Source organism: Methylobacterium terrae, from assembly GCF_003173755.1.
In the GTDB taxonomy this organism is placed as follows: domain Bacteria; phylum Pseudomonadota; class Alphaproteobacteria; order Rhizobiales; family Beijerinckiaceae; genus Methylobacterium; species Methylobacterium terrae.
In genome coordinates this window covers 4675282-4694946 of record NZ_CP029553.1, presented here as the reverse complement: position 1 = coordinate 4694946, position 19665 = coordinate 4675282, and the positions used below count along the sequence as shown (strand labels likewise).

The 19665-nt window shown below is 73.4% G+C and carries 20 protein-coding genes and 1 tRNA gene; 10 read left to right on the top strand and 11 right to left on the bottom strand.

All coding sequences use genetic code 11. From position 1 onward, the window contains the following. Nucleotides 1-4 precede the first annotated feature (4 nt). Complete coding sequence (locus DK419_RS21795; RefSeq protein ID WP_245442616.1) at nt 5-1099, top strand: spore photoproduct lyase family protein; 1095 nt, start codon at nt 5-7, stop codon at nt 1097-1099. Between the two features lie 19 nt (nt 1100-1118). On the opposite strand, the gene DK419_RS21790 is transcribed toward DK419_RS21795, so the two are convergent. Further along, entirely contained in the window at nt 1119-1427 is a 309-nt protein-coding gene (locus DK419_RS21790) for an ETC complex I subunit (RefSeq protein ID WP_109960950.1), read from the bottom strand. A gap of 25 nt (nt 1428-1452) precedes the next feature. Continuing rightward, a tRNA-Pro gene (locus tag DK419_RS21785) sits at nt 1453-1529 on the bottom strand. 199 nt (nt 1530-1728) lie between these two features. Between DK419_RS21785 and ruvA the strand changes: the two genes are divergently transcribed. Beyond that, nucleotides 1729-2355 carry a Holliday junction branch migration protein RuvA gene (gene ruvA / locus DK419_RS21780; protein ID WP_109962431.1) on the top strand — a complete coding sequence of 209 codons (627 nt, stop codon included), beginning with the start codon at nt 1729-1731 and terminating at the stop codon, nt 2353-2355. A 15-nt stretch (nt 2356-2370) separates the two neighbouring features. On the opposite strand, the gene DK419_RS21775 is transcribed toward ruvA, so the two are convergent. The 5 genes from DK419_RS21775 to DK419_RS21755 form a co-directional block, all read right to left on the bottom strand. Continuing rightward, nucleotides 2371-5193, bottom strand: a complete 2823-nt coding sequence (locus DK419_RS21775; protein ID WP_109960949.1) for an FkbM family methyltransferase — start codon at nt 5191-5193, stop codon at nt 2371-2373. A gap of 97 nt (nt 5194-5290) precedes the next feature. After that, nucleotides 5291-6166 carry a class I SAM-dependent methyltransferase gene (locus DK419_RS21770; protein WP_109960948.1) on the bottom strand — a complete coding sequence of 292 codons (876 nt, stop codon included), beginning with the start codon at nt 6164-6166 and terminating at the stop codon, nt 5291-5293. Between the two features lie 623 nt (nt 6167-6789). Continuing rightward, on the bottom strand, nt 6790-7362 hold the full coding sequence (locus DK419_RS21765) for a hypothetical protein (protein ID WP_109960947.1): 573 nt from the start codon (nt 7360-7362) through the stop codon (nt 6790-6792). A 173-nt stretch (nt 7363-7535) separates the two neighbouring features. Next, nucleotides 7536-8927, bottom strand: a complete 1392-nt coding sequence (locus DK419_RS21760) for a sensor histidine kinase (protein WP_109960946.1) — start codon at nt 8925-8927, stop codon at nt 7536-7538. Next, nucleotides 8924-9691, bottom strand: a complete 768-nt coding sequence (locus DK419_RS21755; RefSeq protein WP_109960945.1) for a response regulator — start codon at nt 9689-9691, stop codon at nt 8924-8926. Before DK419_RS21755 ends, DK419_RS21760 begins: the two co-directional genes overlap by 4 nt. 223 nt (nt 9692-9914) lie before the next feature. Between DK419_RS21755 and DK419_RS21750 the strand changes: the two genes are divergently transcribed. The 8 genes from DK419_RS21750 (at nt 9915) to DK419_RS21715 (ending at nt 16243) form a co-directional block, all read left to right on the top strand. Continuing rightward, the gene (locus DK419_RS21750) at nt 9915-10229 is read left to right on the top strand and encodes an accessory factor UbiK family protein (protein WP_109960944.1); all 315 of its coding nucleotides are present in this window, start codon (nt 9915-9917) and stop codon (nt 10227-10229) included. Between the two features lie 285 nt (nt 10230-10514). Beyond that, on the top strand, nt 10515-11018 hold the full coding sequence (locus tag DK419_RS21745; protein WP_109960943.1) for a type III secretion system chaperone family protein: 504 nt from the start codon (nt 10515-10517) through the stop codon (nt 11016-11018). 50 nt (nt 11019-11068) lie between these two features. Beyond that, nucleotides 11069-11836 carry a pyrroline-5-carboxylate reductase gene (proC, locus tag DK419_RS21740; RefSeq protein WP_245443045.1) on the top strand — a complete coding sequence of 256 codons (768 nt, stop codon included), beginning with the start codon at nt 11069-11071 and terminating at the stop codon, nt 11834-11836. A 130-nt stretch (nt 11837-11966) separates the two neighbouring features. Beyond that, a complete protein-coding gene (locus tag DK419_RS21735) occupies nt 11967-12755 on the top strand; it encodes a TetR/AcrR family transcriptional regulator (protein WP_208642231.1) in 789 nt (262 codons plus the stop codon). Between the two features lie 123 nt (nt 12756-12878). Further along, nucleotides 12879-13457, top strand: coding sequence for a cytochrome b (locus tag DK419_RS21730; RefSeq protein WP_109960941.1), 579 nt, complete (start codon nt 12879-12881; stop codon nt 13455-13457). A gap of 46 nt (nt 13458-13503) precedes the next feature. After that, complete coding sequence (locus DK419_RS21725) at nt 13504-13848, top strand: DUF3088 domain-containing protein (RefSeq protein WP_109960940.1); 345 nt, start codon at nt 13504-13506, stop codon at nt 13846-13848. A gap of 308 nt (nt 13849-14156) precedes the next feature. Then, nucleotides 14157-15647 carry a PAS domain-containing protein gene (locus tag DK419_RS21720; protein WP_109960939.1) on the top strand — a complete coding sequence of 497 codons (1491 nt, stop codon included), beginning with the start codon at nt 14157-14159 and terminating at the stop codon, nt 15645-15647. A gap of 155 nt (nt 15648-15802) precedes the next feature. Beyond that, nucleotides 15803-16243 carry a GNAT family N-acetyltransferase gene (locus DK419_RS21715; RefSeq protein ID WP_342587199.1) on the top strand — a complete coding sequence of 147 codons (441 nt, stop codon included), beginning with the start codon at nt 15803-15805 and terminating at the stop codon, nt 16241-16243. Between the two features lie 228 nt (nt 16244-16471). Here DK419_RS21715 and DK419_RS21710 read toward each other — a convergent pair whose 3' ends face one another. The 4 genes from DK419_RS21710 to DK419_RS21695 form a co-directional block, all read right to left on the bottom strand. Further along, complete coding sequence (locus tag DK419_RS21710) at nt 16472-17521, bottom strand: 5-oxoprolinase subunit C family protein (protein WP_425352603.1); 1050 nt, start codon at nt 17519-17521, stop codon at nt 16472-16474. Continuing rightward, a complete protein-coding gene (locus tag DK419_RS21705; RefSeq protein ID WP_109960937.1) occupies nt 17518-18240 on the bottom strand; it encodes a 5-oxoprolinase subunit B family protein in 723 nt (240 codons plus the stop codon). Before DK419_RS21705 ends, DK419_RS21710 begins: the two co-directional genes overlap by 4 nt. Nucleotides 18241-18246: 6 nt before the next feature. Then, nucleotides 18247-19008, bottom strand: a complete 762-nt coding sequence (locus tag DK419_RS21700) for a 5-oxoprolinase subunit PxpA (protein ID WP_109960936.1) — start codon at nt 19006-19008, stop codon at nt 18247-18249. Nucleotides 19009-19138: 130 nt separating this feature from the next. After that, on the bottom strand, nt 19139-19315 hold the full coding sequence (locus tag DK419_RS21695) for a pentapeptide repeat-containing protein (RefSeq protein WP_208642230.1): 177 nt from the start codon (nt 19313-19315) through the stop codon (nt 19139-19141). Between the last annotated feature and the right edge of the window lie 350 nt (nt 19316-19665).

The window sequence follows — 19665 nt, the reverse complement described above, 5'->3', positions numbered from 1 at the left end:
GGGATTGCCGCATCCCCGAGCCCGCGCCCTGTCCCCTGCTCCCGCCCGCCTCCTCGACATCGACACGATCTACCTCGAGCCCGCGGTCGAGGCGCATCCGCGCGGGCGGGAGATCCTGGCGCGCTTTCCGCAGGCGCGGCGGATCGAGGTTCCGTCGCACTGGAACATCCCGGAGCTGCACGGCAATGCCGGCTCGGTCGAGGACTGGGTGCGGATCAAGCGCTCGACCCTGGTGCTCGGGGTCAAGAAGGGGCTGACCTCGCGGCCGAACGGGCGCAGCGCCCACTTCATCGCGCCGTCGAGCTCGAACGGCTGCGCCATGGCCTGCGCCTACTGCTACGTGCCGCGCCGCAAGGGCTACGCCAACCCGATCACCCTGTTCGTCAACACGGACGGCATCGGCCGGGCGATCCGGCGCCACGCCGCCGCGCAAGGCCCCCTCCCCGCCCCCGACCAGATCGACGACCGGTTCTTCGTCTACGACATCGGCGAGAACGGCGATCTCTCGGTCGACGCGCTCGCCTGCGACAGCGTGCGCGACCTCGTCGCGCTGTTTCGAAACATCCCGAACGCCAAGGCCTCGTTCGCCACCAAGTTCGTCAATCCCGATCTCCTGGCCTACGCGCCGGAGGGGAAGACCCGGATCCGCTTCTCGCTGATGCCCGAGCGCATCGCCCGGGTGGTCGACGTGCGCACCTCGCCGATGGCGGAGCGGATCGCCGCGATCGACGCCTTCGTGGCCGCGGGCTACGAGGTCCACGCCAACTTCTCGCCGGTGATCCTGTACGAGGGCTGGGAGGAGGATTGGCGGGCCCTGTTCCGGGCGCTCGACGCCGGCATCGGCCCGGCCGCGCGGGCGCAGCTCAAGGCCGAGATCATCTTCCTCACCCACAACGCCGCGCTCCACGACGTGAACCTGCGCTGGCACCCGAAGGCCGAGGCGCTGCTGTGGCGCCCCGACATCCAGGAGACCAAGCGCTCCGAGGGCGGGATGGAGAACCTGCGCTACCGCACCGGGTGGAAGGGCCGCTGGCTCGCCCGGTTCAAGGCGCTGCTCGCCGAGGAGCTGCCGGCTTGCGGGGTGCGCTACGCGTTCTGAGGCGCGCGCCCGCGGGGCGTCAGTGCGTCCAGGGCGCGGTGCGGTTGTACTTGAAGTTGTCGGAGTAGGAGAGGCCGCGGCGCAGGGCCTCCTGCGGCTCCTCGACCCGGTAGGCGATCCCCTCGCGGGCGGCGTAGGCGATCGCCTCCTCCTTGGTGTCGAACTCGAGCCGCACCTGCTGCAGCATGTCCGAGGACGAGGTCCAGCCCATCAGCGGCTCGGTCTCCCGCGGGCTCGTCTGCTCGAACTCCAGCGTCCACTGCTTGGTCCGGGCGAGGCCGGACTGGGTCGGGTCCTTGGCAGGGCGGAAGATGCGGGCGGTCGACATCGCGGGCTCTGATCCGTGGGGTGGATGGTCGGGGCGGCCGGATTCGAACCAGCGACCCTCTGGTCCCAAACCAGATGCGCTACCAGACTGCGCTACGCCCCGACGCGTGCAGATGCACATGCACCGGCCCCCGGTTCGTAGTGAAAATCCGATTGCGGCGCAAGCGCAGGCGCAGGCGCAGGCGCAGGTGCAGGCGCAGGTCGGGCCGGGGCGACGCGCCGCATCGGGCCGCCTTGTGGCCCGCTTCCGGGCTGGGTAAGGGCCGGGACCGGGTTCCAGTCCCGCCAGAGACGTGAAGGCGATGATCGGCAAGCTGAAGGGCGTGGTGGACTCGTACGGCGAGGACTTCGTGATCCTCGACGTGCACGGCGTCGGCTACGTGGTGCATTGCTCGGCCCGCACGCTCCAGCGCCTGCCCCCCACCGGCGAGGCGGCGGAGCTGGCGATCGAGACCCACGTGCGCGAGGACATGATCCGCCTCTACGGCTTCCGGGCCGATGCGGAGCGCGAGTGGTTCCGCCTGCTCCAGACCGTGCAGGGCGTCGGCACCCGGGTCGCCCTCGGGGTGCTCTCGGTGATGGAGCCGGGCGACCTCGCCACCGCCATCGCCACCGGCGACAAGGGCGCGGTCGCCCGCGCGCCCGGCGTCGGCCCGCGCCTCGCCGCCCGGCTGGTGGCCGAATTGAAGGACAAGGCCCCGGCCTTCGCCCCCGTCGATCCGGCCCTGATCCAGCTCACCGGGGCGGTCGAGGCCAACACCGCGCCCCAGCCGGTGGCCGACGCGATCTCGGCGCTGGTCAATCTCGGCTACGCCCAGGTCCAGGCCTCGGCGGCGGTCGCCGCGGCGCTGAAAGGCGCGGGCGAGGGCGCGGCGGCGCTGGAGGCCAAGACCCTGATCCGCCTCGGCCTGCGCGAGCTGGCGCGCTGAGGCGGCCGGGCCGGCTCAAGCCGGCCCCCAGAACGGCGGCTTGGGCCGCAGGGCGGACTCCGCCCGCACGAGCAGGCCGTCCACCTGCAGCAGGGAGCCGTCGCGGTAGCGGTGCTCGTCGACGACGTCGTAGAGCACGAACCCCATCGCGGCGAGCTCGCCGAGCGCCGCCCCGATCAGCGGGGCGCCCCGGTTGTAGTCGAGCACCGAGAGCTCCAGCAGGATCACCTCGACCTCCGCGAGCCGCGCGCCGAGGCCGCGCAGCACCTCGACCTCCGCGCCCTGCACGTCGAGCTTGACGAACCCGTACCCGACGCCGCTCCCGGCGAGCAGGCCGTCGAGCCGGCGCTGGGGCACCTGCCGCTCCTCCATCGGGAAGTCGGCGTTCTCGCGGAACTTCGAGGAGCCGGTGGTGACGAGGTCGGGGCGGGCCGCCGTGTCGACGACGTAGAACGGCGTCGCTTCCGCGTCCGCGTCGCCCAGGAGCGCGATCGCATAGGCGGCGTTGCCGATCTCGCGGGCGGTCTCCTCGAGCACCGGCGCCTTCTCGGCCAGCGCGTCGACCATCAGGATGCGGGCCTCGGGGAAGATCCGGCGCGCGTCGCGGGCGAAATGGCCGTCATGGGCGCCGATGTCGAGGAGGCCCGCCGGCGCGAAGCCCCGCGCCCGCAGGGCGGCGAGGGAGGCGTGGATGCGGCCGGCGAGGAACGGGCGGGACGGGGCCGGAGCGGCATCCGCCCGCCCGCCGGACGTCTCCTCCAGGAAGCGGTGCCACTCGGCGACCCGCACCGGCCAGTCGTAGAGGCGCCGCATCGCCGCCTGCTGCTCGGCGGCGATCTCCGGGCGCCCGCCCCAGGGATCGGCGATCTCCTGCGCGAGCAGGCCGGCGAAGACCTCCGCGTGGGCGGCCGGGTCGGGCTCGAACGGGTAGGTCCGGCCGAACGCGCCGGCCGCCTCCGGCAGCGCCCCGAGATCCGGGCAGATCACCCGGCAGCCCGCCGCCAGCGCCTCGATGACCGCGAGGCACGAGGTCTCCGCGAAGGTGCTCGGATAGGCGAGCACGTCGATCTCCCGCAGGGCCTCGCGCAGCTCCGGGTTCGGCACGATGCCGTGGTGGTGGACGTTCGGCAGCGACCGCGCCCGGGCGAACAGGGTCGCGTGGGGCGCGTCGTCGAAGGCCGGGCCGTAGAGCCGGTGCGACGACCAGATGTGGAGCTCCGCCCCTTGCGGCCGCAGCCGGTCCCAGGCGTCGAGGAGCACCGACAGGCCGCGGAACGGGGTACTGGTATAGGCGATCCTCAGCGGGCGCCGGCCGGTCGGCGCGCGGTACGCCGCCGGCACGTCGGTGGCGTTGCGCAGGACGAGGCAGTTTTCCGGCGCCAGCCCGAAGGCTGCGACGAAGCTCGCCCGCTGCCAGTCGGACACGAAGACGAAGCGGTCGACGCGGGCCGCCCGGGCCCCGTCGTGCAGCCACTGCACCGCCTGCTGGTCGGCGGCGTGGTGGATCCACACCACCAGGGGGCGGCCGTCGAGGCGGGCCTCGTCGTAGCCGTTGACGCAGAGCTGGACCGCCGCGAGCGCGCCGCCCAGCCGGGCCCGGAGCCCCTCGACCATCAGCTCGGTGCCGGCCAGGGGCCGGTCGGGCGCCCAGGACGCGCGGGAACGGGTCGCAGGCTCCCCGTTCGCGGGCCGGGCGGAGGCGGGCGCAGGTGGGGCGGCGACCGGGCGCGCCTGCGCCGCCTCGCTCAGCCGGTCGAGGGCGAAGCGGGCATTGGCGCCCACCCGGGCCCGGTCGCCGGCGGGCAGGGCCTCGCCGGCGAGGAGGGTCAGGCAGGCCTCCAGGCTCTCCCGGTGGCGCCCCGCCCAGTAGGCGTTCACCGCGAACTCGTCGCGCAGGCCGTAGGCGTAGATCCAGCTCTCGACGAACAGGCCCCCCGGCGGGGCCGCGAGGGCGAGGGCCGGCTCGGCGAGGGCCGCGCCCTGCGCGAAGCGCTCGAGGGACCGGCAGAAGCGGCTCGCCGCATGCGCGGCCTCCGCCCGCGACGGGCAGGCGGCGGAGGCCCGCGCGAAGGTGGCGAGCACCGTGTCGGGCGGCCGGCCGAGCGCCGCCAGCAGGTGACCGGCCTGGTAGAGGCTCCAGAACACCTCCTGGTCCCAGTGGCCGAGCGCGGCCCGCCGCAGATAGGCCGCCGCCGCCTCCTCGCGCGCACCGCAATCGCGGTAGCTCTGGGCGAGGTAGAAGGTGTAGCGGGCGATCAGGAACGGATCGGCCTCGGCGGCGAGGGCCGCCTCCAGGATCGCCGCGTCGCGCCGGTAGGTCTCCGGGTCGCGGCGGCGCGCGCCGTCGTGGTTGCGGCGCATGACGAGCGGCAGGTGGCCGGCCGCTCCCGCCTCCGGGCAGGTCAGGAATTCGTGCAGCACCCCGGCATAGCGCCAGGGCAGGGCCGCGCGCACGAGCTGCGTGCGCTGGTAGGCGATCCCGGCATCCTGGATGTCGAGGACGTAGGAATCGGCGTCGAGCGCCGGCAGGACGAAGCCGGGCGCGGGCAGGATCTCGTCGTCGGCGTCGATGATCAGGGTATAGTCGCCGTGCGGGCGGGCGAGGTCGAGCGCCTCGCTGCGGTTGTGGCCGAAATCCCGCCAGGGCCGCTCGACGAGCTCGCCGGGCAGGTCGGCCAGCGTCTCGCGCACGAGGGCCTGCGTGCCGTCGGTCGAGCCGGTATCGACCACGAGCCAGCGGTCGATCCACGGCCGCACGGAAGCGAGGCTGCGCCGGATCACCGGCGCCTCGTTCCGCACGATCATGCACAGGCAGAGGGTCTGTCCGGAAGGGGTCATGGCTGTCCGGGAGGAGGCGCTCGGGGCCCGGCGCGGGGATGGGGAACGGAGATCCGCTCGCGGTGGCCTGCCCGTCGAGGCGCGGCGGCGAGGGCCCTCAGGCGAACAGGTAGAGGCTCGGCGGGTCGGCCACGCGGGGCATCTGCTCCGTCCGCCAGGTCAGGTCCGGACGGTCCCGGCACAAGGCCCCGAAATAGGCGCCGTTGTCGATCCGGTCCCAGTACGGCTGATAGGCGATCAGGTAGCGGGTGCAGAGCGGATGGAAGCGCGGGAAGATCCTGTCGCGCACGCTCATCGGCGCCTCGCTCAGGGACCACGTCGCCACGAACCCCACTGTCAGCCCCTGGTCGGCGAGGGCGGCGTGGACCGCGTCGAGCCCGTCGTCGGTGACGAGGCAGACGCCGTGCCGCGTGCGCCGGGCGACCTGCGCCGGCGACACCTCCGTGAAGCCGGACAGGCCGAGATACAGCCGCTGGATCGCCGAGACGTGCGGCAGGTCGTAGATGACGTGCAGGCCTTCGAAGCCCGCGTTCCGCAGGAGCCGGCAGAACGACCCGTAGCCGCCGCCGATCTCGACGATCACGTCGCACTCCGTCAGCGCGCGGCCGGTATCCTGCTCGTAGCGCATCAGGTGGTAGGCGTGCTGGACCAGGATCGGGCTGGTGCCGAGGTCGCGTCCGTAATCCTTCGGGCCGCCGACCTTCGTGTCCCGGGTGAGCGGGAACCAGCGCGAGGCCCAGTCGGGCCGGTCCCGCAGGGCGTCGTAGCAGGCCTGGGGGATCCAGGATTCGGGCGCGCTGAAGGGTTCGAGGCTCGGCCAGCGCAGGAAGTCGTGGGGGCTGCCGACCCGGGCATCGGCGGCGATCAACCGCCCCTGCTCGCGCCAGAACGCGGTCGCGGTCTCCGGGCCGACGGCGGTCGACGCGATCTCGTCCAGGAAGCGCCGGTAGATCGCGCCGTGATCGTAGGGCATGGGTCTCACTCCGATCGGACGCGGGGCGACCGGTGCCGTCGATCGCCGCAGGCGCGCCGGCGCACCGGCGCACCGGGACGCGTCGAGCCCGCGACCGGACTCGCGGGGCAAGTCCAGGGTTCGTCGGGCCAACGGCCCGGAATGTCAACGGACCGGAGCGGGTTTGTCGAACGGGATGTCGGTCCGTCGAGGAGGCCCGAGCACGGTCGTGCGCCGAGAGCAGTGCCCGATCGCCGGGCGGTCGGGCACTGCTCTGGAACGTCTCTGCCTCCGCGCGATCTCGAGCACGTCTCGGATCGCTCCGCTCCGCGGCAGGCGCCGAAGCCATGACGCCGTCGTCTTTTCGATGCAGAGTCTTACAGCCGACATCTCCGGCTCGTGAAAGCCCCCGGTGCGACGGCGATAGGGGAGCCGGTCCAGAGCTTACTCTCTGTCGTGCGGCGGATTCATCCAGTCGTGGACCGTCGTCGTCGACGCAATCCCGGCGTGAAGACGCCCGACATCCGGACATCGCCGTCGCCCGGCCGCGCGATCCGGCGAGCCGGACCGGATGGTGGGGCTCCCGGATCCGAGCTGCAGGACCGGACTTTTCGGATCAGACCTGCAGGATCAGACCTGCAGGTTCAAACCTGAAAGTCGAACACCGCCGCCTGGCTGGTCTGCGCGGCCGTGCCGCCGCCCGCACCGTAGCCGCTCCCCTGGGCCTGTCCCTGCGCGTCCTGCAAGCGCTTGAGGAAGCCCGAGAGCACATCGCTCGCGCTCGCCGCGCCCGAGGCGGCACCGGCCGATCCCGCCGCGTCCGCCGGAGGCGGGCCGGGGGGCGGGCCGCCGGCTCCTCCGGGCTCACCTCCCGGGCCGCCGTGGTTCCCGCCCTTGTGCGACGACATCAGGCTCTTGAGCGTCGTCGCCTGGTCGCTCGTCAGGGTGCCCTTGTCGACCTCGGCGGCGATGAGGTCGTCCATGCGGCTCTTGGCCTGGGCCGGATCGAGGCGGGTGCCGCCGGCGGCGCCGGAGGAACTCGAGAGCGCCTGTCCGATGTCCTGGACCGCGCTCGTGAGCGCGCCCGCATCGGCGTCGCTGAGGCTGCCCGCCTGCTGCTGCGCGGCGATCTGGTCGAGGATCCGCTGCCCGGGCGAGCCCTGCCTGGGCATGCTCACCGGCTGGGCGGCGGCGCTGGATGCGGAGATGGTCGTCATCGGGGGACCTCGCGTCGGGCGGGGACGTTCCGTCATCCCCGGCGAGACCCAGCCTGCGGCCGCCGTTGCTTAAGAGTTCTTGCCGCGCGCCGGCGATCGGGTTTCCGGCCGTTGCGCCGCACCATGCGGCAAAAGCCGCTTACATCTTCGCCGGATGTTTCGGGGCCCGAGCCTCACGCGGCCTGCACCGCCGGCTGGCGCGGCATCGCGCCGGCGGCGCGCGGCAGTTCCAGGCGGACGCGCAGGCCCTTGGGCTCCCGGTTCTCGAGGGTGAACGCACCGCCGTGGGACTGGGCGATGGCGCTCGCGATCGACAGGCCGAGGCCGAAGCCGCCGGCCTCGTTGAGGGTGCGGGCGCTGTCGCCGCGCACGAAGGGCTGGAGCATCCGGGCGCGCTCCGCCTCCGGGATGCCCGGGCCGTCGTCCAGGATCTCGACCGCGACGCGGCCCGGCCCCGCCTCGACGAGGCGCACGGTGGCGCCCCCGGCATACTTCACGGCGTTGTCGATCAGGTTGGTGAAGGCCCGCTGCAGCTCGCCCGAGGAACCGCGCACCAGGGCCGGCCGCAGGTCCTCGTCCCTCACTTCCTCGGCCCGCACCGGCTCGCCGATATCGGCGAAGCCGTCGCAGACCGTCTGCACCACCGAGGCGAGGTCGACGAGGCCGAGATCTCCCCGGGGCTGCCCCTCGCGGGACTGGCCGTCGCGCACGAAGGACAGGGCCGCCTCGACGAGGGCGTTCATCTGGTCGAGGTCGCGCAGGAACTGCCGGCGCAGGGCCTCGTCGTCGAGGAACTCCGCCCGCAGGCGCAGGCGGGTGATCGGGGTGCGCAGGTCGTGGCTGATCGCCGCCAGCATGTGGGTGCGGTCGTCGAGGAGGCGCAGGACCCGGTCGCGCATCCGGCCGAGGGCGCGCGACACCGCCAGCACCTCCTCGGGGCCGCGCTCCGGCAGCGGCCGGGCCTCGGTGGCGGTGCCGAAGGCCTCCGCCGCCTCGGCGAGCCGCGCGAGCGGCGCGGTGAGGGCGCGGGTCGCCCAGATCGACAGGAGGGTGAGCGAGAGCGCGAGGAAGACCAGGGTGATCAGGACCGCGGAGGTGAGCGGCGGGTGCGGCAGCGGCAGGGGCGGCAGGTCGGCGGCGAGCTGCAGGCCGGCCGGCCCGGCGATGCGCAGGTGCAGGGCGCCCGTCGGCGTGTGCTCGGCCGAGACGCCGTAGCCGGCGCCCAGCGCCGCCCGCAGGCCGGTGATCTCCGGCACCTCGGCGCTCGAGGGAGCGGGAGCGTTCGGGGCGTCGGAGGGCAGCAGGGTGAGATGGAGGGCCGAGGCGCTGTGGCGCGCCGCCTCGACCACGTCGGCCCGGTCCCCGGCGGGAGCCGCCGCCACCATGTGGACGACGGTGACGAGGCGGTTGGCGAGCGCGCTCGGGCGCTCGTCGGAGCGGCGCAGCTCCGGGCGCAGCAGCACGAAGGCGACCGTGACGACCACGTGGGTGACCACGATCGCGGCGACGACCAGGAGGGCGAGCTGCCCGGCGATGCGTCCCGGCAGGAGCCCCCGCCCGGTCATGTCGAGACCACCTCCGGGGTGAACAGGTAGCCGCCGGAGCGGATGGTCTTGATCATCTCGGGGTTGCGCGGGTCGCGCTCGATCTTCTGGCGGATGCGGCTCACCAGCACGTCGATGCTGCGCTCGAACGGCCCGGGGGCGCGGCCCTGCGTCAGGTCGAGGAGCTGGTCGCGGGAGAGCACCCGGCCCGGGCGCAGGCACATCGCGTGCAGGAGGTCGAACTCGGCGCCGGTGAGCGCCACCTGCGCGCCCTCCGGGTTGACGAGCTGGCGCAGGCCCGCATCCAGCACGAAGCCCGCGAAGGCGTGGCGGCGCACGCCCTCGTCGTCGCGCCCCTGCGCGGCGGAGCCGCGGCGCAGGATCGCCCGGATGCGGGCGAGGAGCTCGCGCGGGTTGAAGGGCTTCGCCAGGTAGTCGTCGGCCCCGATCTCGAGCCCGACGATCCGGTCGATCTCCTCGCTCTTGGCCGTGAGCATCAGGATCGGCATGCCGGAGGCGGCGCGCAGGCGCCGGCAGATCGACAGCCCGTCCTCGCCCGGAAGCATCAGGTCGAGGACGATCAGGTCGACCCGGGAATCGGCCAGGAGCCGGTCCATCTCGCGGCCGTCGCCGGCGATCGAGACCCGGCAATCGTTGCCGCGGAGGTAGCGGGCGACCAGCGTGCTGATCTCGCGATCGTCCTCGACGATCAGGATGTGCGGTGTCGTGCTCACGGTTCGCCTTATGCCGCAGACGGGGTTTTGCTTGAAGCCACCAAAGTGCATCCGTGTGTTGCTGACGGGCGGCGCGACATCGTCGCGCAACCCCGCAGGGATGGACCGCCGCGGGCGGGACGCCCGGGAGGGTCCATCCCCACGATGGTGCCGCATTTTTCGGGGATGCGAAGCCGGCACGAGGCCGGCGGTCCGGGAAAACCGTGACACCGGGGCCCACCGGGCCGAGAAATGCACTAGAGACCGTGCGCAGGAACCAGCCCGGAGGACACCCATGCAGCAGAACCGCCTGTTCGACGACTTCGCCCGCCTGATGACCGACGCCGCCGGCGCGGCCCAGGGCGTGCGCCGCGAGGCCGAGACCATGGTCAAGGCCCAGATCGAGCGCATGCTGCGGGACATGGACGTGGCCACCCGCGAGGAGGTGGAGGTGCTGCGCGACCTCGTCGCCTCCCTGCGCGCCCAGAACGACGCGCTGACCGCCCGCGTCGCGGCGCTGGAGGCGGCACCCGCTCCCGAGGCGAAGCCCGCCAAGGCCAAGGGCTCCACGACGGGCGGCGCTGCGACGGGCGGCACCGCGACGGCCTGACGGGCGGCCCCGCGCGACGCGACGCTTGTGCACAGGAAGCTTCGGTGGATAGCCGGCGGCGTGCCGCCGGCGCCCCGGCTTTCCGCTTTGAGTCCCTGGACTCGCCCGGGCTATAGTGGGTCACGCACTGATTCGCCGCCGCTCCGGGGGACAACAAGTCGACGCTTAAGCTTATCGCCTGCACGCCCTCACCGTGCTCGGGTCGCGATCTGCCTTGAAGACGACACGCCGCCGCGTCCGCTGACGCAGCTGTTTCCCGCTCTGACGAGCCAAACTTGGATCGCCATGACCCAGCTCAACATCGACGACCTGACCCGCGCCGAGCACCCGCTCGATGTCGTCGAGCGCCTCGCCTCCCTCCGGGACTGGATCTTCGATCGCGCCGAGACCGACGAGATGTCGGTGGCGGTCGCCGGCCGCTGGGCCGAGTACCACGTCGCCTTCACGTGGATCGAGGACGTGGAGGCGCTGCACGTCGCCTCCGCCTTCGACCTGAAGGTGCCGGACCGTCGGCGCAACGAGGTGCTGCGGCTCGTGTCCCTCGTCAACGAGCAGCTCTGGGTCGGCCATTTCGACCTCTGGAACAGCGAGCACGTCGTGATGTTCCGCCACGCGCTGCTGCTCACCGGCGGCGCCGAGCCGACGCACGGCCAGTGCGAGACGATGCTGAAGACCGCGGTCGAGGCCTGCGAGCGCTACTTCCAGGCGTTCCAGTTCGTGATCTGGGCCGGCAAGACCGCCCGCGAGGCGCTCGACGCCGTGCTGTTCGAGACCGAGGGCGAGGCGTGAGCGGAAGCGCGACCCTCCCGGCCTCGCTGATCCTGGTCGGTGCCGGCAAGATGGGCGGGGCGATGCTCGAGGGCTGGCTCGCCGACGGGCTGCCGGGCGCTCGCGTCGCCGTGATCGATCCCAACCCCTCCGCCGCCATGGTGGAGCTGTGCCGGGCGCACGGCGTCAGCCTCAATCCGGCGGCGCCCGCCGAGCCCGAGGCCCTGGTGCTGGCGATCAAGCCGCAGGGGCTGGAGGCGGCGGCCGAAGGCCTGGCGCCGCTCGCCGGGCCCGGCACCGTCGTGGTCTCGGTGCTGGCCGGCAAGACCGTCGCCAACCTGAAGGACCGCCTGCCGCGGGCCCGCGCGGTGGTGCGGGCGATGCCGAACCTGCCCGCGAGCATCCGCCGCGGCGCCACCGGCGCCGCCGCCTCGCCGGAGACGAGCGAGGAGCAGCGCCGCACGGCGCACGCCCTGCTCGCCAGCAACGGCCACGTCGAGTGGCTCGAGAGCGAGGACCTGATCGACGCCGTGACGGCGGTCTCGGGATCCGGCCCGGCCTACGTCTTCCTGCTCGCCGAGACCCTGGCCGCGGCGGGCGTCGCCGCCGGGCTCCCCCCCGACGTCGCCGCGCGCCTCGCGCGCCAGACGGTGGCGGGGGCGGGCGAGCTGCTCGGGCAGAGCCCCGAGGAGCCGGGAAGCCTGCGCCAGAACGTCACCTCGCCGGGCGGCACCACCGCCGCGGCCCTCGGGGTGCTGATGGCCGAGGACGGCTTGGGGCCCCTGATGCGGGACGCCGTGGCGGCGGCCAAGCGCCGGGCCGGGGAACTGGCGGGCTGAGCGCGCGCGGGCGGTCGCGTCACTGCCGACCCCTGCCCGGCGGGCGGGGCGATACCTAGATGAGGCAGCAACGGCGGGATCGGCCTCGATCCCGGCCCGCGACTGAAGCCTGAGGTATCGGAGCGCCCCCATGGTCCGCAATCCCAAGACGTCCGACGAGAAGACGTCCGGCGAGCACGCTGGCGCCGGCGATGCGCCCGGGGCCGCCCGCCTGCCGCCGCGGGAGGCGATCGTCGAGGCGCTGATGCGTCTGTCCGCCGAGCAGCCCTGGAACGACATCGAGATCGCCGACATCGCCCAGGAGGCCGGCGTGAGCCTGGCCGAGTTCCGCGACGCCTACCCGTCGAAGGGCGCGGTGCTCGGCGGCTTCGCCCGCATGATCGACAAGCAGGTGCTCGAGGGCGCCAGCGACGACCTCGACGAGGAGCCGACCCGCGAGCGGCTGTTCGACGTGCTGATGCGCCGCCTCGACGCGATGGACCCCTACAAGCCGGCCCTGCGCCGCATCGCCTTCGCGCTGCGCGGCGATCCCCTGTCGCTCGCCGCCCTCAACCAGGTCGCGCTCAACTCGCAGCGCTTCATGCTGGCCTCGGCCGGCATCAGCACCGAGGGGCCGCTCGGCCGCGTCAAGCTCCAAGGCGTGGTGATCGCCTTCGCGCGGGTGATGGAGGTGTGGCTCGAGGACGACGACCCGGCGCTCGCCCGCACGATGGCCGCGCTCGACCGCGAGATCCGCAATGGCGAGCGCTTCATGGAGCGCGCCGAGGACGTGCGCCGCCTGACCGCACCGTTCCGGGCGCTCGCCCAGTCGCTGACCGAGCGCGGCCGCCGCCGTCGCCGGCGCGACGACGCCCGCGAGGACACGCGCAACGAGGACGACGGCAATCCGCTCGGGGGCGACCCGGCGGCGGCGATCTGACGCCGCGTCCCTCCACGGTGTTTCGAGAGGTTCCAGGGTGACCGCGCGTCGCGCGCGGTCTAGCCTGCGGGAGCGATCGCCGCCCGCCCGTGACGGCCGCCTGCCGCAAGAGGACCATCCCGGATGCTCGACCTGTCCACCCGCGCCCCGGCGACGATCGCCCGCGTCGAGCAGCCCCGCTACAATCCGGTCGCGCAGGCCCTGCACTGGATCACCGCGATCCTCGTGCTGGCGGTTCTGCCGCTGGCCTGGATCGCCGTCAGCCTGCCGGCGAGCCCGGCCAAGGGCTTCTACTTCCAGCTGCACAAGTCGGTCGGCATCACGATCCTCGCCATCGTCGCCCTCCGCATCCTGTGGCGGGCCTGGCACCCGGCCCCGCCGGAGGTCTACGTGCCCCGCGGCCTCGCCGTGCTCGGCCGCATCAACCACTGGCTGCTCTACCTCGTCTTCCTGCTGATGCCGATCAGCGGCTTCGTGATGTCGGCCGCCGCCGGCAATACCACGCAGTACTTCTTCCTGTTCCCGATCCCGCCTTTCATGGAGAAGAACAAGGCGGTGCAGGACCTCGCCGACCAGATCCACCTCGCCGGGCAATACGCGGTCTACGCCCTGGTGGCGCTCCACGTCGCCGCCACCGCCTGGCACCTGATCGCGCGCCGCGACGCCCTCCTCGACCGGATGCTGCCGCGCCAGGACGTCTGAGCCAAGACGTCTGGGCCGAGACGTCTGAGCAAGCCGCGAGGACACCGTGCGCGACCACCTCTACCTGCTGGCGCCGGATTTCGCCGATCCGGCCTTTCCGGGCCGGCGCTTCTACTGCTGGCACTGCGCCCTGCTGGAAGGCGTGCTCGCAGGCTTCCCGAGCCTCGCCGCGCGCCTCGAGGTGAGCCGCCTGCCCTGGCCGCGCCCGCGGCAGGCCCTCGTCGAGCGCGTCGGCGAGGCCCACCAGTCGCTGCCGCTCCTGGTGCTCGCCCCGGACGCGCCGGATTCCCTCGCCACCGGCCGCCACGGCGCGGTGCGCTTCATCGACGGCAAGGACGCGATCCTGCGGGTCCTGCACCTCCGCCACGGATTTCCGGAGGCGCACCCCTAGAGCGCGACCCGATCAAGGGGATATCGGCTCGTCGACGAAAATGCGGCGAAACCGGAGACCGGGAGCACGGCCGGTTGCAACCCGACCGGGCGGTGTTCTAGGATCGATCGCGGTCCCCGTGACCCGCGGACGGCGGTCGACGGCACGGTACATTGTGGTCGATTTTATCGCAGGCCGTCGGAACGATCCCGCATCAAACGCCTTCTTCCGGGTGCGCCGAGCGACGCCGCGGCGTTGACCTTGCGTCGCGACACGGCACGCAACATTTGTTGATCCGGATCCGGATCCGGCCAGGAGGCGATGAGAGGGTGAGCGACCGCCGCGAGGAGAACCGCATCGCCGCCGAGCTGACCCGGACCGGGACCAGCTCGGACCCGTTCGCGGCGGCCGTGCGGGCGACGCGGATGCCGATGCTCGTCACCGACCCGCACCGGGACGACAACCCGATCGTCTTCGTCAACGACGCCTTCTCGCGGCTCACCGGCTACGCCCGGGACGAGATCCTGGGCCGGAACTGCCGCTTCCTGCAGGGGCCCGAGACGAGCCGCGACGACGTCGCGAAGATCCGCGACGCGATCGAGCGCCGGGTCTCGGTCGAGATCGACCTGCGCAACTACAAGAAGGACGGCGAGCCGTTCTGGAACCGCCTGCTCGTCTCGCCGGTCTTCGACGACGACGGGCAGCTGACCTACTTCTTCGCCTCGCAGTTCGACGTGACGCTGGAGCGCGAGCGGCTGGTGCGGATCCAGCGCGACCGCGACGCGCTGGAGCGCGAGATCGAGCGGCGCTCGCACGCCCTGCGCCGCAGCGAGGAGCGCCTGCACTTCATCCTCAAGGCGTCGCGCCTCGGCTCCTGGACCCTCGACCTCGACGACAAGCGGCTGGTCGCCTCCGACAGCTGCAAGCGCACCCTCGGACGGGATCCCGGCGAGCCGTTCTCCTACGACGACCTCGTCGCCGCGATTCTGCCGGAGGACCGCGACCGGGTGCAGGCCGCGATCGCGGCCTCGGTCGCGAGCCGGAGCGACTACGACATCGAGTACCGCATCCGCACGCCCGCGGGCGAGGTGCGGTGGGTGCAGTTCCGCGGCCAGCCGTTCTACGACGCCGACGGGGCGCCGCTGAGCATGGCCGGCGTGACCCTCGACGTGACCGAGCGCAAGCGCGGCGACGAGCACCGGGCGCTGCTCGCCGAGGAGCTGAACCACCGTGTGAAGAATTCGCTGGCGACCGTCCAGTCGATCGCCAACCAGACCCTGGCCCACGCGACCTCGCTGGCGGAGGCGCGCACCGCCTTCAACGCGCGCCTGCAATCGCTCGCCTCCGCCCACGACGTCCTCACCCGCGAGAGCTGGGAGGGTGCGACGCTCGCGGAGATCGTCGAGGAATCCCTGCGCCCGTTCCGCACCGCCACGGGTGCGCGGTTCAAGACCGGGGGGCCTCCGGTCCGCCTGCCGCCGCGGCTGGCGCTGGCCTTCGTGATGGCTCTGCACGAGCTGGCGACGAACGCCGTCAAGTACGGCGCGCTCTCGAACGCGCAAGGGCGGGTGATCCTCAACTGGGACGTGGTCGACGGCGCGAGCCCCGGCCGCCTGTGGCTGCGCTGGGAGGAGATCGGCGGCCCGCCGGTGGCGGAGCCGACCCGCCGCGGCTTCGGCTCGCGGATGATCGAGCGGGTGCTGGCGGCCGAGCTCGGCGGCACCGCGGAGGTCGAGTACCGGCCGCGTGGCGTGGTGGCGACCGTGGAGGCGCCCCTGCCGGAGGTGGCGGGGCGCGCGGAAGGCACCCCGGCGGCGTGAGCCGCGCCGGCGAATCCCGTCGGGGGGCCCGCGTCCTGGCAGCCGATGCCGCCCTGGTCTAGACGCGGGGGATGACGAACGACCCGATCACCCTCGCGCCGGCTCGCACCGACGATCTCGCGGCGTTCAAGCGAGAGCTGCAGGAGGCCTTCGCGGTGGCCGTCATCGCGCAGTTCGGATCCCTGCCGGGCGGCGGCCCGATCCCGTCCGACGACGGCCTCGACGCCTCGATCGCCGCACCGGGCGCCGTCGCGCTGCGCGTCCTCCGCGGCGGCCGGCCGGTCGGCGGCGCCGTCGTGCGGATCGACGCCGCCACGCAGCGCAGCGCGCTCGATCTCTTCTTCGTCTCGCCCGCGGAGCACGGTCGTGGACTGGGGCACGCGGCCTGGCGCGCGATCGAGCGGATGTACCCGGAGACGCGCATCTGGGAGACGCACACGCCGTACTTCGAGAAGCGCAACATCCATTTCTACGTGAACAAGTGCGGCTTCAAGATCGTCGAGTTCTTCGGCCCGCAGCATCCGGACCCGCACGGGCCCGGTCCGGACGACCTGCCCGGGGGGAACGAGGGGTTCCGGTTCGAGAAGGTCATGTAGGACGCCGAAGGCGGGGTCGGCCGCGATTGACCCTCGCCCCGGCGACCGTCCGGCCGCTCGGGACGAGTTGGATGACGGCTCCTCCCGCCCGCTCAACCACCGGCGCCAGCCGCGCCCCCTCCCCGCCCTCCGGCACGATCCGCCGCAGCGGCGCTCCCGCCGCCCCCACGATCGGGCCGGGCTGGCGGTGCGCGAGGAGGTGCCGGCGCTCTGCCGGCGGCGTCCGATCTACGGCGCGTGAGCCCCCGCCCCGTCCACCACGCCGCCGATCAGGTTGCGCCCGAGCAGGAACTCGGCGCTGAAATCGGTGCGGATCAGGGGCTCCATCGCCACCGGGCCGGCGAGCGCCTGCGCCTCGCTCCGCCGGGCCGCCACCGCCTCGGCGCGGTCGACCGCCCGGAAGCGCAGGCGGGTGCCGCCCTGCGCCTGGGCGAGCCGCCCGAGATCGGGGCCTATCACCGTCGCGATCTTCGGGTAGCCGCCGGTGGATTGCCGGTCGGCCATCAGGACGATCGGCCAGCCCTCCCCCGGCACCTGGATCGCCCCCATGGCGATGCCGTCCGAGACGATGTTGTAGCCCTTGGCGTGGGTGAGCGGCGTGCCGTCGAGGAAGCAGGCCATGCGGTCGCCCTTGGTGGTCACCGTCCAGGGACCGGCGAGGAAGGCGGCGACCTGGTCCTCGGCGAAGACGTCGTCCTGCGGGCCCATCACGACCCGGATCTCCTCGGCCGGACGCGCGAGCCAGGGCGCCACGAGGGCGTGGGGATCGGCCGGGCCGGGGCGGCCTTCCGCGATCCCCAGCCGGTCGCCGGCCCGCAGGGCCCGCCCGTCGAGGCCGCCGAAGCCTGAGCGGGTGTGGGTCGCGGTCGAGCCGAGGGTGGGGGCGAGGTCGAGGCGGCCCGCCACCGCGAGGTACGTCCAGGCCCCGGCCCGCCCCGCCCGGACGACGAGGTGGCTGCCGGGTTGGAGCGTCAGCGCGCAGGCCGGCGGCATCGGCGTACCGTCGAGGCTGATCCGGAACTCGCCGCCGGCGAGGGCGATCCCGACGGGGCCGCCCTCGGCCGTCACCTCGACCCCGCCGAGCGACACTTCGAGCGCCGTGGCGCCGAGCGGGTTGCCGAGCGCCCGGTTGGCAGTGGCGTGGGCGAGCGGGTCCATCGGCCCGGCGGCGGTGATGCCGTAGCGCAGGTAGCCGTGGCGGCCGGCATCCTGGAGCGTCACGCCGGGACCGGCCGAGAGGATGCTGACTTTGGGCGTCATGCTGAGCTTCGGGGTCATGCGGCCTCGCGGCGATGGGCGACGAACTCGCCGGCGGCGGCGCGGGTCTCGAGGTCCGCGAAGGTGGCGGCGTCGACCGCCTCGAAGCGCAGGGTGTCGCCGACGGCGACCGGGAACGGATCGGGCCGGTGCGGCGCGTAGAGCCGCTCGGGCGTGCGCCCGACCACGTACCAGCCGGTCGGCATCGGGAAGGTGCCGACCGCCGCCAGCCCGCCGCCGATCAGGAGGGCGTTCTCCGGGTGGGGCGGGCGCGGGGTGGCGCGGCGCGAGACCGCCAGTTCCCGGGGCAGCCCGCCCAGATAGGCGAAGCCCGGGGCGAAGCCGTACATGTAGACCCGGTACTCGGCCCCCGCATGGAGGGCGGCGACGCGCTCGACCGTCAATCCCGTCGCCTGCGCCACCGCCCCGATATCCTCGGCGCAAGCCGGGTCGTAGCAGCAGGGCAGCGTCCAGAGCGCGGCGCCGGCCCGCGCTGCGCCGGGCCGGGCGGCGAGTGCCAGCACCCGTTCGGCGAGGTCGTCCCGGTCGAGCACCAGGGGATCGTAGTGGATCATCAGCGAGCGGTAGGTCGGCACCGTCTCGGTGAGGCCCTCCGGCGGCGCGGCGCGCAGGGCGTCGTCGAGGGCCAGCACCCGGTCGTGGATCGCCGGATCGACGGTGGTGCCGAACTCCGCCACCAGGGCGGCCTCGCCGGCATCGAGGAGGCGGGGGCTTTCCATCGCGGGTCAGGCCCGGAACGGGGCGAGGCGCACGCCGGCGCCTTCGAGCCGGGCGCGCACCGCGCGCGCCGTGGCCACCGCATGGGCCGAATCGCCGTGGACGCAGACCGAGCGGATCGGCGTCGGCAGGCGCCGGCCGCTCGCCGCGATGATCGCCCCTTCCTGCACCATGGCGAGCACGCGGTCGGCGGCTTGCGCCTCGTCGGTGATGAGGGCGCCGGGCTGGCCGCGGGGGATCAGGAACCCGGCCTCGGTGTAGCCGCGATCGGCGAAGATCTCCTGGTGCACGTCGAGCCCCTGCGCCTCGCCGGCCGCGACCTGGGCGGTGAGCGCGATGGCGAGCAGCGACAGCGAGGGGTCGACGGCCTTGACGGCCCGGGCGATGGCGTCCGCCACCTCGCGCTCCACCGCCGCGAGGTTGGCGAGCGCGCCGTGCGCCTTGACGTAGGTGAGGCGGTGGCCCGCATAGGCCGCGAGCCCCGCGGCCGCGCCGATCTGGTAGGCGACGAGCCGCTCGACCTCGCCGGGGGTGAAGGGCAGCACGCGGCGGCCGAAGCCCCACAGGTCCGGGTATCCCGGATGGGCCCCGACCGCGACGCCGCGCTCGCGGGCGATGGCGAAGGCGCGGGCCATGATCTCGGGATCGCCCGCATGCAGGCCGCAGGCGACGTTGGCCGAGGTCACCACCTCGAGCATCGCCGCGTCGTCGCCGCAGCGGTAGTCGCCGAAGCCCTCGCCGAGGTCCGAATTGAGATCGATGGACAGCATGGCGGGCACTCCGGGCAGGCGATGGGCGGACGCCTTTTCCTGGCACCGCCCCGGCGCCCCTGCAACCCGCGGGCCGCGCCGGCCCGGGTTGCTTTCCGCGCCTCTCCGGTCCGGGGGTCTTCCGGTGCCCTCAGAGCGACAGCGCGCTCCGGGCGAGCCAGACCACGCCCCAGCCGAGGAGGCCGAACCACGCCAGCACCAGCGGGACGCCGAAAGCCAGGGTCAGCATCACGGCGGCCTGGCGCAATCTGGCCTCGCGTAGCCTGGCCTGGCTCAACTTGGCCTGGCTCAACTTGGCCTCGCTCAACTTGGCCTCGAATGATGCGGACGTGGTTGCAGCCTGCTCCAGGGCGGACGCTTTCGTGCCGAATTGAATCATCGCTGCCGGTCTCCGGGAGGTCTTGGCGCCGACGTGGCAAGCAGCGGGCCCGACCCGGGAAAGCAGGTGATGACAGACCGGCGCGCAGCGTGCAGGCGCATGAACGACGAACGGGCGATCGGGTTCCCGGCCAGCCGCAAGACCCGATGACGCGGCCCAGTGTGCCGAGGCGGGACGCACCGGCGCGGGACGCCGTCGTGGATTCGTAACCTCCGCGCGTGGACGCCGCCGCCGCGCCTCGCTACCTTCCCCGACACGGTCAGGTTGTGGCCGATCGC

Coding starts and splice junctions, on each gene's coding strand:
- DK419_RS21790 (WP_109960950.1), bottom strand. CDS start 1,427: ATGTCGACCGCCCGCATCTTCCGCCCTGCCAAGGACCCGACCCAGTCC.
- ruvA (WP_109962431.1), top strand. CDS start 1,729: ATGATCGGCAAGCTGAAGGGCGTGGTGGACTCGTACGGCGAGGACTTC.
- DK419_RS21775 (WP_109960949.1), bottom strand. CDS start 5,193: ATGACCCCTTCCGGACAGACCCTCTGCCTGTGCATGATCGTGCGGAAC.
- DK419_RS21770 (WP_109960948.1), bottom strand. CDS start 6,166: ATGCCCTACGATCACGGCGCGATCTACCGGCGCTTCCTGGACGAGATC.
- DK419_RS21765 (WP_109960947.1), bottom strand. CDS start 7,362: ATGACGACCATCTCCGCATCCAGCGCCGCCGCCCAGCCGGTGAGCATG.
- DK419_RS21760 (WP_109960946.1), bottom strand. CDS start 8,927: ATGACCGGGCGGGGGCTCCTGCCGGGACGCATCGCCGGGCAGCTCGCC.
- DK419_RS21755 (WP_109960945.1), bottom strand. CDS start 9,691: ATGCACTTTGGTGGCTTCAAGCAAAACCCCGTCTGCGGCATAAGGCGA.
- DK419_RS21750 (WP_109960944.1), top strand. CDS start 9,915: ATGCAGCAGAACCGCCTGTTCGACGACTTCGCCCGCCTGATGACCGAC.
- DK419_RS21745 (WP_109960943.1), top strand. CDS start 10,515: ATGACCCAGCTCAACATCGACGACCTGACCCGCGCCGAGCACCCGCTC.
- proC (WP_245443045.1), top strand. CDS start 11,069: ATGGGCGGGGCGATGCTCGAGGGCTGGCTCGCCGACGGGCTGCCGGGC.
- DK419_RS21735 (WP_208642231.1), top strand. CDS start 11,967: ATGGTCCGCAATCCCAAGACGTCCGACGAGAAGACGTCCGGCGAGCAC.
- DK419_RS21730 (WP_109960941.1), top strand. CDS start 12,879: ATGCTCGACCTGTCCACCCGCGCCCCGGCGACGATCGCCCGCGTCGAG.
- DK419_RS21710 (WP_425352603.1), bottom strand. CDS start 17,521: ATGACCCCGAAGCTCAGCATGACGCCCAAAGTCAGCATCCTCTCGGCC.
- DK419_RS21705 (WP_109960937.1), bottom strand. CDS start 18,240: ATGGAAAGCCCCCGCCTCCTCGATGCCGGCGAGGCCGCCCTGGTGGCG.
- DK419_RS21700 (WP_109960936.1), bottom strand. CDS start 19,008: ATGCTGTCCATCGATCTCAATTCGGACCTCGGCGAGGGCTTCGGCGAC.